Genomic DNA, 16,373 nt, shown 5'->3' with positions numbered 1-16,373 from the left:
GGAGGAAATTTGTATGGCGGATAAACTGATCGAAGTACTGCGGCCCAAAAAGGATGTCGGCGAGTTCTGGGTCATCGGCGAGAGCTTGAACGTTATCGGGACCAAAATCGGCAAGGCCTTCAAGGAGCGCGACCCCAAGCCCATCCAGGAGGAAGCCCTTTTCCAGAAATCCAAGGGTGTTGATATGATCGACATCAACCTCGGTCCGGCCAAGAAAGACGGTCATGAGTTGATGCCGTGGGTCGTGGAAGTGGTCCAGGAGGTGGTCGACGATGTTCCCCTGGTGCTCGACACGTCCAACATCGACGCCATCGAGGCCGCCCTGCCCAAGTGCAAGATGCCCAAGATGATCAACTCCATCATGGTCCGGCAGGCGCGCTACGAGCGCATGGTGCCCATAGCGGCGAAGTACAACGCCGATTTCTGCGCCCTGATGTGGGGCCCCGAAGGCCTGCCGCGGGACGAAAACGAGCGCGCCGCCCTGCTGGTGGAACTGATGACGGTCGCCAACGAGGCCGGCATCCCCAACGATCAGATGTGGGTGGACGGCCTCGTGACCCCCGTCAACATCCAGCAGCCCCAGGCCATCAGCCTGATGAACTTCATGGACATGCTGCAGGAGATCATGCCCGGGGCCATGAGCACCTGCGGGGTCTCCAACATCTCCAGCGGCATTCCGGATCATCTGCGGCACGTGATGAACGTCACCTTTACGGTCATGCTCAATATCCACGGCATGCAGTCCTTTATCGCCGATTGCAAGGACGACATCACCATGGCCCTGGCCCACGGCAAGCGGCCGGATATTTTCGAAGCCATCCAGGCCACCATGGACGGCAATGCCCCGGATCTCAACAGCGTGTCCGAGGAAATCCGCAACTACGTCAAGTCCTGCAAGGTCATTCTCGGGGAAACCCTCTTCTCCGACTCCTGGCTCGAAGTGTAACCCCGGCCGGAGACCCTCCAAAAGCCTCTCCCGTTTGCGGGCGGGGCTTTTTCAATTTCGGCGGCCCTCAAAAAAGCCTCCGCAGTGCGTCGGGCCCGGTTTTGAAACCGCCCGCGCCTCAGCCCATGGGGAGAGAACATGGCACGTATCGACGACTATCAGCAGGCGCGGGACCTTGCGGCCGAAGCCCTGGCGCGTGAATCCCTGGCGGCCATCAGCCGGCGGTCGGGCTTTGCGGAAGCCGATGACGGGCTTGCGGTCCCTTTTCTCACCCGGCGCTACCGGGTGGACTACCCGTCCTTTCACTTCACTGACGCAGCGGACCCGGCGGCCGAAGTGCCGCTCCAGGAACAGGTGTTGATTCTGCACTACCTCCTGGGTGCCGAAGCCGGTCTGCCCTCCCAGGACTGGGTGGCCTACCGCGAGATTCCGGGGGCCTCCTTTTATTTCAGCGCCTTCGTCAAACGGGCGATCGAGCCCCTCAAGAAAGTTTTCGGCGCCAATGCCGTGGCCTTTCGCAAGGCCGCGGCGGCCCTGGGGGGGCAGGCCATAGGGGCCGGGGACGCGGGCTTTGAGCTGCGGGTCTTTCCCCGGGTGGCCGTTCAGTTCATTCTCTGGGAAGGGGACGAGGAGTTCGGGGCCGAGGCCAATATCCTCTTCAACCCGGGGATCCAAGGGCGGTTGTCGCCCGAGGACATCGCCTGGTTGGCCGGGATGGTGGTCTACCGGATGATGGCGCTGTCGCGCTGAAAGACCCCCCATCACGGGGCCTCGCCGCCCGCTGAAATATCCGCCACCTGAAAAAGACAGGCTCATGAAAATTCAATCCCAAGCCCTGGAAGTCAACCTGGCCAGCTATCACGTGGAGGTCGAGATCGACCCGCGTTACGCTCCGCTGCAAGCCGTCATGTCCAAATACTTCGGCCTGATGGACGGGGTCAACACCTTCTTGAAGGAACTCTCCCACCCTTACAAGAACTGGCAGTTCATCGTCAGCGAGGCCCGGGTCTACACGCTGGACTATTTTCACCTGATAAACCGCCATGACCAGGGGGAAGCGGCCGCCCGGCTGTACGTCGAGATTTTCCTGGAAGCGGTTCGCGCCAGCCGCGATCGGGAAGTCAAAACCGACGCGGTCGACAACCTGCTGCTCTTTCTTCACAAGATCGTCACCGACGCCGGGGCCGGGCTCGGGAAATTCCTGCCGGTCATCTCGGATGCCTGCCGGCGACTGACGGCGCTGCCCGAGGAGGACTTCGCCCTGGTCGCCATGAGCTATTACCAGCTGCCCAAAATCGCGCGGGCCTTTCGCGCCGCAGACGGCGCCCCGGAGGCGGACTGCGGCGACCTGAACCGGCTCCTGGCCCACTACTACCGCTACACCTTCTCCTATTTCCTCAAGGCGGACGACCCCCAGCAGTGGTTTGCCAACGAAACCGACGAGATCAAGGACCACGCCATTCTGGCCGATATTTTCAGCGAGATTTCGCACAACCGACTGAAGGAACTGGAAGAAGAGCTGGCCCAGATCCTCGCCGACCCCGCAGCCGAATCCGGCACGGTCCTCGATCGCCTGCTGAACCTGCCGGCCTATGAAACCTTTGTCAAAGTCTACCGTGAAGTCCCCCAGAAGTTGCTGGGGGCCGGCGCCCCGGATGGTCGCTGCAGCCACTGTAAACTTTTGTTTTTGTTTCATATCATGAACATGTCGGGTCTCGCCATGATCCACGAGGAGACCTTGCGCGAAATCAACCGCACCATTTCATGGCTCATCGCCCACGAACGCTACCGCAATCTCAGCATCCTGATTCAAAAAACCTTTACGATCCTGAAAACCCGCACCAGCAAATTTCCCGGTACCGCCCTCAACTGCGTGCTCAACATGGGCAAGGGGATTTCCAAGACCGAGGAAAGCGACCTGGTCAACGTCTTTATCGATGCCCTGATCGATCTCGGGTTTCAGACCCCGGGGATCGCCGGGGTCGGTAACGACTGGCAGATCAAGGCCAACAGCGCCCATCTGCAGAATATTCGTACCTGGCTGGAACTGATCGAACTCCACCCCAAGTGGTCCACCCGGCTGCTGTCGGCGCTGATCATCCATCTCTCCCTGGGGGGGGTCTTCATCAAGGATACCGACCTCTTTCCCCGCGAGATCACCCGTTTTCTCAACAGCGGCATTGGACCGGTCTACAATCTGGCCAAACAGCTGGCGCGCCTTTTTCCGGCCTACTTCAACGATATCGGAGCCGAGGGCCGGCTGCGCGATATTTCCACGCGGCTGGACGAGCTCACGGGCCGGCGGGATGTGCTGGTGCATTTTTTGCGCAAGCAAAGCCATGTGGAGAGCAGCAACCGCATCATCGGTTTCATGGAGGCAACCCTCAAGTTTTGGGAAACCCTTGATAAAAGCGCCTTGGAGGCCTATCTGCCGCCCAGCATCTTCGAGCAGATCGCCCCCCAGGGGCCCTGGGTGGACGGCATGCACCGGGTGGTCCAGCATCTCAAGGGCCAGGCGGTGGAACTGCCCGCAGGACTGCTGGCCCTCTCCGAGGAGGACCTGCAGCGGCTGCTCGCCGAAGTGGACGGGGCGCTGTCCCGGGATGTCGAGCGGGTCGGTCTGGCCGCGATTTTCTACAAGCTGCTGCACCAGAAATACCGGCTGGATTTCCGCGAGATCGATCACTACCTGGACCAGCTGCGGACCGAGGGGTTCCCGGACCTCAGCGAGCTTAAAACGGCCCTGGCCGAGCCCGCCGGCAAGCGCAAGCTGGCCCTGCTGCTCAACTTTCTGGAGAAGCTGAAGGCCCTGATCCTCTCGGAGCAGGAGTTCGAAATCAAGGAGGATATCTACAAGAAGCGGCATTTCACCGTGGACATCCCCTCCATGTACGGCAGCTATCACGAACTCAAGTTCGACGCCCTTGGGCTGACCTTCCGGATCGAGTCACTGGTGAACGTGCTCTTCGAGGAGTTGGTGGCCTCCATCGACATCAGCCTGATCACCAAGGCGACCTTCTACCAGGTCTACGACCGCCTGCTGCTTTTCAATCAGGCCCTTAAACTGGAGGGCATCTCCTCCCTGGAGCTTGAGCGGCAGCTCGATTTTCTGGCCCATTCGCTGGAAATTAAGGGGTTTACCTTCACCCAGTACCTCGACATCTTCAAGGGCTTCGCCCAGGCCGTCAAGAACATCATCAACGATTATTTCAACAACGTGCATGAACGCAACCTGACCAAGATCCTGGGGCAGCTCTCGCCGGATCAGATTCTGCCGGCCTATCTGCCCGTGGGCCCGCTGCCTGACGCCGAGCGGCTCAAGCACCGGGTCTCGGAGGTCTTTTTCCGCGAAAAAATCGCCCAGGCCTTGGGGCTTCAACAGCTGGATCTTTTTTTGAGCCGGATCCTCAACACCCTCTTTTACCAGGCCGACATTCTGCCCAAGGAGAAGCTCCACCTGCTGCTCAACTACGACCCGCAGCGCGCCATGGCCGCCCTCAACGATAGCAACCCGCGCGCCGCCGGTATCATCCACCTGGGCAACAAGGGCCTCAACATGGTGCGGTTGAAGAATTTCGGGCTGCCCGTGCCGCCGGGCTTCATCATCACCACCGAGGTATTCCGGGGTCTGGAGATCGTCTACAGCTTTCGACCGGCCGAGGAAAATTTCCGCGATCAGGTGGCCCGCCACATCGCCGCCCTGGAAAGGGAAACCGGCAAGCGTTTCGGGGACCCGGCCAAACCACTGCTCTTTTCCGTCCGCAGCGGCTCCTCGATCTCCCAGCCCGGCATGATGGACACCTTCCTCAACGTCGGCATGAACGAGGAGATCGCCGCCGGGATAGCCGCCAAGACCGGCAACACCTGGTTTGCATGGGACAACTACCGCCGCTTTCTGCAGTGCTACGGGATGGCCTTCGACCTTGTGCGCGACGATTTCGACGCCATCATGAAGGCCTTCAAGGAGCGCTGGGGGTTTTCCCACAAGCGCGAGTTCAGCGGCGAGCAGATGAAGGCCCTGGCACTGGCATACAAGAAAAACATCCAGGATGCGGGCATTGCCGTGCTGGAGGACCCCATGGAGCAGCTCCATCTGACCATCAAGCGGGTTTTCGGCTCCTGGGACTCCGCCAAAGCCAAGGCCTACCGTAAGATCATGGGCATCTCCGACGACTGGGGCACCGCGGTCACCGTGCAGTCCATGGTCTACGGCAATATTTCGCCCATCGCCGGGACCGGGGTGATCTTTACCCACAACCCCCGCTGGTATGGCAACATCCTGAAGCTGTGGGGGGATTTTACGATCGGCAACCAGGGGGAGGACGTGGTCGCCGGGCTGGTGCAGACCCTGCCGATTTCCCTCAGCCAGCAGGAGATCGAGATGCGCGACACGGACATCACCCTGGAAACCGATTACCCGGAAATCTACACGGCCCTCGATAGGTGGGCCAACGAACTGATCTACAAGCACGGCTGGAGCCCCCAAGAAATGGAATTCACCTTCGAGAGCCCCAAAGTCCAGGACCTCTACCTGCTTCAGACCCGGGACATGGCCATGCGCGAGTTAAAGAGCGTCATGACCTTTGACCCTTCCGAAAAGACCGAGGAAAAATTCCTGGGGCACGGCATCGGGGTCAGCGGCGGCGCGATGAGCGGGCGCATGGTTTTCAGTCTCGAGGAAATCGACAAGTGGCGGGAGCTGGAGCCGGATACCGCCCTGATCCTGGTGCGCAGCGACACCGTGCCTGACGACATCCGCGAGATCTACGCCGCCGATGGCCTTTTGACCGCTCGGGGCGGGCTGACCTCGCATGCGGCGGTGGTGGCGCACCGGCTGGGCAAAACCTGCGTGGTCGGCTGCGGCAAAATGGTCTGTGATGAAAAGGCGGGCACCGCCCGCTTCAACGACCTGACGCTGACCAGCGGCGGCTTCATCAGTGTCGACGGCCAGGAAGGATCGGTTTATAGGGGCTCTCTGGCGGTCCGACAGGCCTGACCCGGCCCGCGGGCGGCCGCGGCATGCCAAAATCCCACCCCAAGCGTCATGCGACGCCTGACAGAAAGGAGCTGAAGATGGCTGAGCAGAATCGGAGCGAACTGGCCCTGGGCATCAACGGTTTCGGGCGGATCGGCAAACTGACGGCCTGGAACCAGGTGGGTCGGAAGTATTTCCGGGAACTGGTGATCAATATCGGCCGTGAGAGCGGCACCTCCCTGGCGGATATCGCCCACTACCTGGCGCGCGACTCCAACTACGGCTGCCTGCACGGGTATCTCTACGGGCACAACTCAGCACCGGTGATCAGCGAGGTGGACGAAAGCAGCGGCCGGATGCTGGTCGACGGGATGCCGGTGCGGTTTCTGCGGGAGCAGCGCAATCCGGCGGCGATCCCCTGGCGGGAAAACGGGGTGCGGCTGGTGGTGGATACCACCGGTCAGTTCTTGGACCCGGCGCTTCCCGTCGATGCCGCCAAAGGCTCCGTTCGCGGCCATCTGGATGCCGGCGCCGAGAAGGTGATCGTCTCGGCGCCCTTCAAGATCGGCGACAAGGGCAGAGCCACGCCCGAGGACGCGGTGACCACCGTGATGGGGATCAACGAGACGGCCTACGACCCCCGCCGCCACCGGATCATCTCAAACGCCTCCTGCACCACCACCTGCCTGGCCCATATGATGAAGCCCCTGATCAACCATTTCGGGGCCAAGAAGATCCTCTCGGCGTCGATGGCCACGGTGCACGCCGCCACCGGCTCCCAGGCGGTGCTGGACCGTCTGCCCAAGGCCGGCAAAACCGACCTGCGCAAGAACCGCAGCGTGATGAACAACATCATCCTGACCACCACCGGTGCTGCCAAGGCCCTGCGCCTGGTGATCCCCGAAATGGAGCAGATCGGCTTCATTGCCGAGTCGGTGCGGGTCGCCACCGCCACCGGCTCGCTGATCATCCTGGTGCTCAACCTCCAGGACGAACTCAGCGGGGAGTCCATCCGGCGCGAGCGGATCAACGCCGTTTATCGTCAGGCCGCGGCCGATGACCCCCAGCACTACCTCCATTTTTCCGAGGAGCAAAACGTGTCCGGGGATATCGTCGGGCTGCCCAAGGCGGCGGCCATCATCGAAGGCCATGAGACCCACACCCGGACCGCCGAAGTGACCATCGACCTCGAACGACTCCCGGGTTTGGACGCCTCCCTGCTGGCGGCGGTCAAGGACCCCGTGGTGCGGGTGCCCGTGACCCAGGCGGTGGTCTACGGCTGGTACGACAACGAAATGGGGAGCTATGTCCACATGCTGGGGGATCGGACGCTTTCGGTGGCCGAGTCCCTGTAGCGGTGCGCCCTTTTTCAGTCCGCTCGCAAAAAACGGCCGATGGTGTTGCTGAGGGCCACGAATTCAGCGACGCTGAGGGTTTCGGCGCGTCGCGCGGGGTCTATTGCCGCCGTCTGCAGCAGCGCGGCGGCGGCGGGCGGGCTCAGCTGCAGCTGACTGCCGGCGAGGGCGTTGCGCAAGGTTTTGCGGCGTCGGCCGAATGCCGCTTTGACGACCTGTCCAAAAAAATCTTCGTCGTCGGCAGGCACCGGCGGGGTCGATAGAAAGTCGATTTCCAAAACGACGGAATCGACCTTGGGACGGGGATAGAACTGGCTGGCCTTGAGATCCATCACCGGCCGGATCCGGGCGCAGTAATGCAGCATGACCGACAGGCGGCCGTAATCACGGTTTCCCGATGCGGCCGTGATTCGCTGGGCGAGCTCCTTTTGAAACATCAGCACGGCCCGCTCCACCCAGCGGCGGTGGCGAATCAGGCGCACCAGGATCTGGGAAGAGATATTGTAGGGCAGGTTGCCCATGACCAGGAGTTTTTCGTCCGGCGCTTGCGCCAGGGTCTCCCAGTCCAGGGCCAGAATGTCCGCGGCGATCACCTCGACGTTGCCGATTTTCTTTGCCAGCAGCTCCGTTTTCAACAGGGGAAGCAGCTCCCGGTCTTTTTCCACAGCCAAAACCCGGGCGGCCTTGCGGGCCAGGGGCACGGTAAGTGCCCCGAGACCGGCCCCGATTTCCAGCACCACCGACCGGGGGCCGACCTGTGAGCGGGCGACGATGGCTTCGGCCGCTTGGGGGTCGCTCAGAAAGTTCTGGCCCAGTTGTTTTTTCGCCCGCATTTGCGAGGCTTTGAGCAGTCTGTGGGGTGAAGCCATGGGGGCGGCCGCGACGGGCTTGCAGGCAGTGCTGCGGGTTTTTTTTATGGTTTTAATTGCTGCGACGCTTTTAACACGAAACCAGCGGACTGGCAATCACCCCGACCGCGGCGCCTCGCTGCAAAATAACTACCTGATTTGGCTGATAAATAAAAATTTAGCTCATCTTCGCCGGCGCCATTCCGGGGCCGAATGTCTCGCCGGAAACCCCCATTAGGCTCCAGCCTTCTTGCATGTCTTGCATTATCAAATAGTTCTTGCCTTTTTATTCCTCTTGATTATATTAAACTAGCATTTGGCGTGCTGGATAGCTACCCAGCCGCAACAGGCTAGGCATCGGCCGGAAATCAGGGAGGATGGCATGGCGAAAAAGAGAAACAAGGCGATCAGTTTTGATGCGATGGTGAAGTATTTTATGCAGACCTATCAGGTGCCCACCAAGAAGGATGTGGACAAACTGTTGGAGCGGCTGGATCGTCTGGAAAAAATGATCAAGGCCGCCGGCGGAAGCGGTCGCGCCCGGCGTCCGCCGGCCGAGAAAACCAGCCGGGCCAAGGCGGCCCTCTCGGCCTCGGATGCGGTCTTTGAGGTTATCAAGCCCTACAAGGAAGGGGTGGGCTTCGGGGAAATCCAGGAAAAGACCGGTTTCGGCGAGAAAAAACTGCGGAACATCATTTTCCGCCTGAATAAGATGGACAAAATCAAGCGCGTCGGCCGCGGCATCTACGTGGCCCTCTAAACTGCGGGCGCCCACAGACCGGAATCGACCCGCCGGCCGGCAACGCTCCGGTCCGGCCCAGGCGATCACCCCTGGTGTGCGGCCCGCCCGTGGGACGCGGGGGCTGCGGGCCTAAACCACCGCACAGGCCGCCTGTCTATTGATCCCTGACGGCGTGAAGGCCGCCGGCAAAGGCCGGCTGTGGCGCTATTTTCAATCAAGGAGTTGCGATGCCAGCCATCCAGCCAGATAAACAGAAGGAGCTCAAACCCGGTGACCGCATATCCGGCTACAGCGTCAAACGTGTGGAAAATTTGGGGGAGATCCGCTCCGTTTTCATCGAGCTGGAACACGAGCGGACCGGCGCCCGGCACGTGCACATTCAAAACGACGACCGCGAGAACACCTTCAGCGTGGCCTTCAAAACCGTGCCCGTCGACTCCACCGGGGTGGCCCATATCCTGGAGCACACCGTGCTCTGCGGCTCGCGCAAATATCCGGTGCGCGACCCCTTTTTCTCCATGCTCAAACGCAGTCTGAGCACCTTCATGAACGCCTTCACGGCCTCGGACTGGACCATGTACCCCTTTTCGACCCAGAACCGGAAGGATTACTACAATCTGATGGACGTCTACCTGGACGCCACCTTCTACCCCAAGCTGGAGGAGCTCAACTTCAAGCAGGAGGGGATTCGCCTGGAGCCGGAGCCGGCCGCGGATGCCGGGCAGCCGCCCCAGCTGGTCTACAAGGGGGTCGTCTACAATGAGATGAAGGGCGCCATGTCCTCGCCGGATCAGGTGATGGCCCGCTCGCTGCTCAACGCTCTCTATCCGGATACCACTTACAGCCACAATTCCGGTGGGGACCCGGCCGTGATTCCCCAGCTGACCCACGCCCAATTGGTGGCCTTCCATCGGCGGCACTATCACCCCAGCAACGCCTTTTTCTACACCTACGGCAACCTGCCGCTGGTCGAGCATCTGGCCTTCATCGAGAGCAAGGTGCTGACCCACTTCAACCGCATCGACCCCCGGACCGAGGTCAAATCCCAGCCCCGCTGGCCGGCCCCCCGGATGGTCACCTATCCCTATCCCTTCGACAAGGGCGAAGATCCGGCCAAAAAGTACCAGGCCTGCCTGGCCTGGCTGACGGCCGATATCCAGAACACCTTCGAGGTGCTGGTCCTGACCCTTCTCGAGCAGATCCTGATGGGCAACAGCGCCTCCCCGATGCGCAAGGCGCTGATCGACTCCGGACTCGGGACGGCGCTCTGCGACACCGCCGGTTTCGTGTCGGACCATCGCGACACGATGTTCGCCGCGGGCCTCAAGGACGTTCGCCAGACGGACGCCGAGCCGGTGGCCGCCATCATCGAGGGGGTCCTTCAGGGCCTGGTGCGCGACGGGGTCGATCGCGACCTGATCGAAGCCGCCATCCATCAGCTGGAATTTCACCGCAAGGAGATCACCAACACCCCGTAACCGTATGGTTTGAAGTTGATGCTGTTTTTTTCCGGCTGCTGGTTCCACGGCGGCGACCCGGTGCGCGCCTTTCAGTTCGATGCCGACCTGGACCGGATCCGGGAGGCGATGACACGCGAGCCGTTTTTTGAAAATCGCATCCAGCGCTATTTTATCGACAACCCTCACCGGGTGTTGTTCACCCTGGCGCCCGACCAGCAGATGGCCGACGCCGACGAGGCGCGGGTGGCGAGGGAACTGGCGGCCATCGGGGCGAAGCTCTCGGCCCCGGAGATGGCCAAAATCGCCGCCGACGCCCGGGCCTTGGTGCAATTGCAGGAGCGGGAGGAGGACCTCTCGGTCCTGCCGACCCTGACGCTAAGCGATATCCCGCCGTCGGTGCAGGTGGTCCGGCCCGCGGCGCCGCGCCCGGATTGCGGCGCGGTGATCTACGACCAGGGCACCTCGGGCATTTTCTACTTTACCGCCGCCATCGATGCCGGCGACGTTCCCGTCAGCCAGCTGCCGCTGGTGCCTTTTTTCTGCCATGCCTTTTCCCGAATCGGCAGCAGCCAGCGGGATTACAGCGAGATGGCGCGTTTGATGGACCGCTATACCGGCGGCATCGGCCTTGCGGCCAGCGCCCGCACCCGCTTCGATGCCGCCGGCGACTGTCTGGCCTTTATCGCCTTCAACGGCAAGTGCCTGGCGCGCAACGCCGCGCCGACTTTCGAGATCCTGCAGGAGATGGTCACGGCCTTCGACTTTGCGGACCTCACCCGGCTGCGCACCCTGCTGCTGGAATACCGGGCGGGGCTGGAGTCGATGGTGGTCCAGAACGGGCATCGGCTGGCCATCAGTCTGGCGGCACGCCATTTCAGCACGGCCAATATGTTGAGTGAGATCTGGAGCGGGGTTCATCACCTCAAATTCATCAAGGGGGTCAGCGAGCGGCTGGCCGACGAGGATTTGAAAAAACTGGCCGATGAGCTCAGCACGCTGGGGCGCCTGCTCCTGCGACGGGGGCGGTTTAAGATCGCCCTGGTGGGTGAATCCTCGGCCCTGGATGTCGCCGCCCCGCTGGCGGCCGCCCTGGAAAACAGCTTGCCGCCGTCACCTGCCGCGGCAGGCTTCGCCCCGCCGGAGCTGCCGCTCGCGCCGGAGCCCCCCTTTGAGGGCTGGAGCACCACCACGGCGGTTTCCTTCGTCGCCCGGGCCTTCCGGACGGTGCGCATGGACCATCCCGATGCGCCGGCCCTGGCGGTGATCGCCAAGCTCTTGCGCTCGCTTTTCCTTCACCGCGAAATCCGGGAAAAAGGCGGAGCCTACGGCGGTTTTGCGCTGTACGGGGCCGAGGACGGGCTCTTTTGCCTGGGCTCCTACCGCGACCCGCACGTGGTCAGCACCCTCAAGGTTTACGATGCCGCCGGCGGCTTCATCCGCAGCGGCGCCTACAGCGACGAGGACATCAAGGAAGCCGTGCTGCAGATCTGCTCGGAAATCGACAAGCCCGACCCGCCGGGCCCGGCGGCCCGCAAAGCCTTCTACCGCGGTATCGTCGGTCTCAGCGACGAGGCCCGCAAGGAGTACAAGACCCGCCTGCTGGCGGTTACCCGCGAGCAGGTGCGTGCGGCCGCTGAGACCTATTTCGGTGCAACCGGCAAGCCGCCGGCGGTGGCCGTGATCTCCAACGAAGACAAACTCAAGGCCGTCAATGAATTCCCTGCAATGCAGGCGCTATCGCTTTTCCGAATCTGACCCCCGGCCAACTGGACGAACCCCGTGGACGCCATGCGAATTGCCGTGATCGGCGCCGGCGCCATGGGCTCGCTGTTCGGTTCCCTGCTGGCGGCGGTCGCCCCCGTGGTGCTGGTAAATCGCCGCAAAGCCCATATCGACGCCATCAACGTCAAGGGGCTCACGGTGGAGGGGCCGGACTGCTCCTGTCGGGTCCAGCGGCTGGCGGCCGTCAGTGATCCGAAGGCGCTCGGCGAGCCGTTTGACCTGGCGATCGTTTTCACCAAGGCCGGTCAGACGCGGGCGGCGGCCGAGACGGCCGCCCGGCTCCTGAAGCCTGGGGGAGTTGCTCTCAGCCTGCAGAACGGTCTGGGCAACCGCGAGGTGCTGGCCGAAGTTCTGGGACCCCGGCGGGCGCTGGTCGGGGTGACCTCCCAGGGCGCCACCCTCGTGGAGCCCGGCCACGTGCGGCACGCCGGCGACGGCCCCACCTGGATCGCCCGTGCAGGCCCCCCCGAGCGAGTGGCCGCGGCTGTCTGCCGCCTCTTCAACGCTGCCGGCATTCAGACCGAACTGGCCGACGATGCGGACGCTCTGGTGTGGGGCAAGCTGATCGTCAATGTCGGGATCAACGCCCTGGCGGCGCTGTTGCGGGTTCCCAATGGGGTGCTGGCGGCCGAACCGGCCTGCCAACGGCTCATGGCTCAAGCCGTGGCCGAGGCGGTGGCGGTGGCCCATGCCCGGGGGATTGCCCTGCCGTACCCGGACCCGCTGGCGCATGTCAAGGCCGTCTGCCGGCGGACGGCCCAAAACCGCGCCAGCATGCTCCAGGACGTTCTCAGGGGCGCCCCCACCGAGGTTGCCGTGATCAACGGTGCAGTTGCCCGTTTGGCCGGCGAGCTGGGGCTTGCGGCGCCGGTAAACACGCTTCTGACCGCCTTGGTCGCGGCCCTGGAAGCGACAGCCGCCTCCCGCCTTAGCTAAGGGCCTCGGCAAGAAATAATGCCACATCTTGCTTGTCTTTTGGCCCGTCATCGGCGTTACATCCGCCGGCACAGATCCCGATATGCACCGGCGAATGTGCCTTGGTGACGAACCAAAATCCGGCCCCATATTGTGGAATTATTTCTTGCCGCGACCCTAAGCCCCACGGCCCCCTACAAGGAGACACGCGATGGCAGATGTTAAGACCACGATCCCGGAAATTCAGGCCCGCAAGCAGAGCGGTGAAAAGATCACCGTGCTGACTGCCTACGACTACCCCTGGGCCCTGCTGGTGGACCGGGCGGGGATTGATATGGTTCTGGTGGGGGATTCGCTGGGAATGGTGGTGCTGGGGTATCCGGACACCGTCTCGGTCAGCATGGACGAGATGGTCCACCATCTCAAGGCGGTCTCCCGCGCGGTCACGCGCGCCCTGGTGGTCGGGGACATGCCCTTCGGCTCCTACAACGTGTCCGTCGCCAAGGCCGTCGAAAACGCCAACCGGCTGATGAAGGAAGGCCGCGCGGATGCCGTCAAACTGGAAGGCGGCCGGCCCATGGCCGAGACGGTTGCGGCCCTGGTCCGGGCCGGCATTCCGGTCCAGGGCCATATCGGTCTGACCCCCCAGACGGCCTCGGCCCTGGGCGGTTTCAAGGTCCAGGGGCAGAGCGCCGAGGCGGCCCGCAGCCTGATTGCCGATGCCCGTGCCCTGGCCGCCGCCGGCTGCTTCTCGATCGTACTGGAGGCCATTCCGGCCCCGATCGCCCGCCTGATCACCGAGTCCGTGGCTGTTCCGACGATCGGCATCGGGGCCGGCCCCGATTGTGACGGCCAGGTGCTGGTGACCCATGACATGGTGGGACTCTTCGATCGCTTCACCCCCAAATTCGTCAAACAGTATGCCCGCATCGGTGAGACCGTCGCCGCGGCCATCGCGGCCTACAAGCAAGATGTTCAGGCCGGCCGCTTCCCCGAGGAGAAACACAGCTTCGGGATGAAGTCCGAGGAGCTGGACAAGCTGGGGCCTTGAGCCGAGGGCGGCGCCGTTGGCTCAAGGCCTAACGACAACGGGCCCCCGCGCGGCAGCCTGCTGCGCGTGGGGGCCCGTATGGGTGCGAAACTCCCGGTGGGTCAGTGTCGGCTTCAGCCCGGGTTCCGGTTCAGGACGCGTTCAGAAGGTAAAAACCGAGGGCGTTTTCATAGTAGTTGTCCGAAACAAACTCGGTTCCCACGAACTGGGGGGTGACGGTTCTTACCACCACTTCTTTTTTGAGCTGCGATTTCGTCCGATCGTCCAGTTGAAATTCCACCAGGAGTTTTTCGCCCACCTGAAAGCCGCGCTGGGTGCCGAAAACCGGCTGCAGCTTCAACCCGTTGCGGGACAGGTCGACCACGTTCATGGGACCCCGGTCGACCTGCTTGCCGTCCGCCAAATGGGTATAGACCCCCGGCAGATTGGCCGGTTTGCGGTAGTGCCGGCGCCGCTCCAGCATCACGGCATAGGTGTGCCCGCAGCTGCAGCGGCACTTGACCTTGACCGAGCGGTCGGCCTTGATGACATGCGAGACGTCCACGGTTTTGGAGCGCTGGCACTGGGGGCAGACAAAGGTCGCACTGTCGTCTTTGTTGATATAGACTTTTTCGTTCATGGTCTCACCTCGGTTTCTGCTGTAACTGTGCATCAGGTGCTGTCAACCTGCTCGTGAAGCCGTTAGCTGCAGTTTAAGCCAGATCCGTGCCAGCACGCCTGTTCATATAAAAATGTATTGATATTAGGCAGTTATTTCTCGATGGAAAACCGGTGAGAAGCCGCTTTCACAGTTTTGAGCGGCGGGGCGGGGCAATTGAGTAGTTTTTTTCCCAATGGTTGCGGGGGATCCCAGCCGGGGGGATCAGGTGGCAACGGCGGAATAGCCCCCAGGGTGGGAGGCATGCCACTTCCAGGCGGTCTCGATGATGACCTCCAGCGTGGGAAAGGCGGGCTGCCAGCCGAGCTCCCGTGAAATACGGTCGGCGGCCGCCACCAGTATCGGCGGGTCCCCGTCGCGGCGGGCGGCGGTTTCAAACGCCACCCGGCGTCCGGTGACCTTCTCGGCGGTGGCGATGACCTCCATTACCGAAAAGCCCTTGCCGTTGCCCAGGTTGAAGGCCGCGCTGGCGCCCCCCGCAGCCAGGTGGTCCAGGGCCAGGAGGTGGGCCCGGGCCAGATCGCTGACATGGATATAGTCCCGCACACAGGTGCCGTCCGGGGTGGGGTAATCGGTTCCGAAGACCTTGAGTGCTGGGCCGTTTTGCGCCCCCTTGAGGGCGGCTTTGAGCACCAGCGGAATCAGGTGGGTTTCGCAGCGGTGATCCTCCCCCATGCGGCCGTCGGGGCTGGCGCCGGCCGCATTGAAGTAGCGCAGCGCCACAAACTGCAGGTCGCCGGCGGCGGCGGCGTCTTGGAGGATTTCCTCCACCATCAGCTTGGAGCGGCCGTAGGGGTTGATGGGCCTGGCCGGGTGGTGCTCATCGATGGGGATTCGTTCGGGGCTGCCGAAGATGGCGGCGCTGGAGGAGAAGATGAAACGCCCGACGCCGGCATGGCGCATGGCATCCAGCAGGTTGAGGGTGTTGGCGACGTTGTTGCGGTAGTAGGTCAGGGGCATCTGCACCGATTCCGCCACCGATGCCAGCGCTGCAAAGTGCATGACCGCATCGAAGTGCCGCTCGCTGAAAAGCCTTCCGAGCAACCCGGTATCGGCCAAATCCCCGGTTACCAGCGGGATCGCGGGATCCAGAGCCGCCCGGTGCCCCAGTGAGAGGTTGTCCAACACCGTCGGGCGGTAGCCTTCGGCCAGCAGCATCCGGCTGACAAAACTACCGATATAGCCGGCACCGCCGACCACCAGAACATCCATGGGGTTACCTCCTGCCTTCAGCGGCCGTTCACCGCCCGTCGCTGCTGTTTTCGGCCGGTGGGGTGAACGGCGTCCCTAAAGCCGGCCGAAACGCGCAAACTGGTCCAGGACCAGCCACGCCTTGGCATCGAATTTCAAATCCGGCTCACGGCACAGCTGCTTGGCCTCGGCCGGGGAGACCAGCAGCACCTCGATCAGCTCGGCCCCCTGATTGCCGGCGCTGGAGGGCGTCCCCCGGCATTCAACAAACACCATCGCCACCGATTCGTCCGTCAGGCCGGCCGAAGAGTAGACCGGGGGGCCGCTGCGCACCACCCGGGTGAGCTCAAGCCCGGTTTCCTCCTTCAGCTCGCGCGCGGCGGCGGCTGCCACGCTTTCGCCCGGATCCACCAGCCCGGCCGGAAACCCGTACTCGAAGCCGGCCAGGGG

Annotated in this window: 13 protein-coding genes; 9 read left to right on the top strand and 4 right to left on the bottom strand. The window is 62.8% G+C overall.

The features are described from left to right. The first annotated feature begins 13 nt into the window (after positions 1–13). From LJE63_13675 to LJE63_13660, 4 genes are all read left to right on the top strand, one after another. Positions 14–946 (top strand): dihydropteroate synthase, encoded by a 933-nt coding sequence (locus LJE63_13675; GenBank protein MCG6907656.1) that lies wholly within the window; start codon positions 14–16, stop codon positions 944–946. Positions 947–1,084: 138 nt separating this feature from the next. After that, positions 1,085–1,696: a DUF3786 domain-containing protein gene (locus tag LJE63_13670; protein ID MCG6907655.1), complete on the top strand. Its 612-nt coding sequence runs from the start codon at positions 1,085–1,087 to the stop codon at positions 1,694–1,696. Between the two features lie 64 nt (positions 1,697–1,760). Beyond that, positions 1,761–5,942, top strand: coding sequence for a pyruvate, phosphate dikinase (locus tag LJE63_13665; GenBank protein ID MCG6907654.1), 4,182 nt, complete (start codon positions 1,761–1,763; stop codon positions 5,940–5,942). A gap of 77 nt (positions 5,943–6,019) precedes the next feature. Beyond that, the gene (locus tag LJE63_13660; protein ID MCG6907653.1) at positions 6,020–7,276 is read left to right on the top strand and encodes a glyceraldehyde-3-phosphate dehydrogenase; all 1,257 of its coding nucleotides are present in this window, start codon (positions 6,020–6,022) and stop codon (positions 7,274–7,276) included. Between the two features lie 14 nt (positions 7,277–7,290). On the opposite strand, the gene rsmA is transcribed toward LJE63_13660, so the two are convergent. Then, positions 7,291–8,145 carry a 16S rRNA (adenine(1518)-N(6)/adenine(1519)-N(6))-dimethyltransferase RsmA gene (gene rsmA / locus LJE63_13655; GenBank protein ID MCG6907652.1) on the bottom strand — a complete coding sequence of 285 codons (855 nt, stop codon included), beginning with the start codon at positions 8,143–8,145 and terminating at the stop codon, positions 7,291–7,293. Between the two features lie 361 nt (positions 8,146–8,506). Between rsmA and LJE63_13650 the strand changes: the two genes are divergently transcribed. The 5 genes from LJE63_13650 (at position 8,507) to panB (ending at position 14,074) form a co-directional block, all read left to right on the top strand. Continuing rightward, on the top strand, positions 8,507–8,884 hold the full coding sequence (locus LJE63_13650) for a hypothetical protein (protein MCG6907651.1): 378 nt from the start codon (positions 8,507–8,509) through the stop codon (positions 8,882–8,884). A gap of 209 nt (positions 8,885–9,093) precedes the next feature. Continuing rightward, positions 9,094–10,344 carry an insulinase family protein gene (locus LJE63_13645; protein ID MCG6907650.1) on the top strand — a complete coding sequence of 417 codons (1,251 nt, stop codon included), beginning with the start codon at positions 9,094–9,096 and terminating at the stop codon, positions 10,342–10,344. Between the two features lie 18 nt (positions 10,345–10,362). Continuing rightward, a complete protein-coding gene (locus LJE63_13640; GenBank protein MCG6907649.1) occupies positions 10,363–12,081 on the top strand; it encodes a hypothetical protein in 1,719 nt (572 codons plus the stop codon). A 33-nt stretch (positions 12,082–12,114) separates the two neighbouring features. Next, positions 12,115–13,044: a 2-dehydropantoate 2-reductase gene (locus tag LJE63_13635; protein ID MCG6907648.1), complete on the top strand. Its 930-nt coding sequence runs from the start codon at positions 12,115–12,117 to the stop codon at positions 13,042–13,044. Between the two features lie 190 nt (positions 13,045–13,234). After that, the gene (gene panB / locus LJE63_13630; GenBank protein ID MCG6907647.1) at positions 13,235–14,074 is read left to right on the top strand and encodes a 3-methyl-2-oxobutanoate hydroxymethyltransferase; all 840 of its coding nucleotides are present in this window, start codon (positions 13,235–13,237) and stop codon (positions 14,072–14,074) included. 130 nt (positions 14,075–14,204) lie between these two features. Here the strand turns inward: panB and LJE63_13625 are convergent, their stop codons facing one another. From LJE63_13625 to LJE63_13615, 3 genes are all read right to left on the bottom strand, one after another. Further along, the gene (locus LJE63_13625) at positions 14,205–14,693 is read right to left on the bottom strand and encodes a PilZ domain-containing protein (GenBank protein ID MCG6907646.1); all 489 of its coding nucleotides are present in this window, start codon (positions 14,691–14,693) and stop codon (positions 14,205–14,207) included. A gap of 243 nt (positions 14,694–14,936) precedes the next feature. Beyond that, positions 14,937–15,944 (bottom strand): UDP-glucose 4-epimerase GalE, encoded by a 1,008-nt coding sequence (galE, locus tag LJE63_13620; protein ID MCG6907645.1) that lies wholly within the window; start codon positions 15,942–15,944, stop codon positions 14,937–14,939. Between the two features lie 75 nt (positions 15,945–16,019). Beyond that, positions 16,020–16,373, bottom strand: a 354-nt coding sequence (locus tag LJE63_13615; protein MCG6907644.1) for an NUDIX hydrolase, incomplete at its 5' end; no start/stop codon positions are given.

This window comes from Desulfobacteraceae bacterium (assembly GCA_022340425.1).
Lineage (GTDB): Bacteria > Desulfobacterota > Desulfobacteria > Desulfobacterales > JAABRJ01 > JAABRJ01.
The sequence above is the reverse complement of the archived record's forward strand: the minus strand, read 5'-3'. Positions and strand labels throughout refer to the sequence as shown.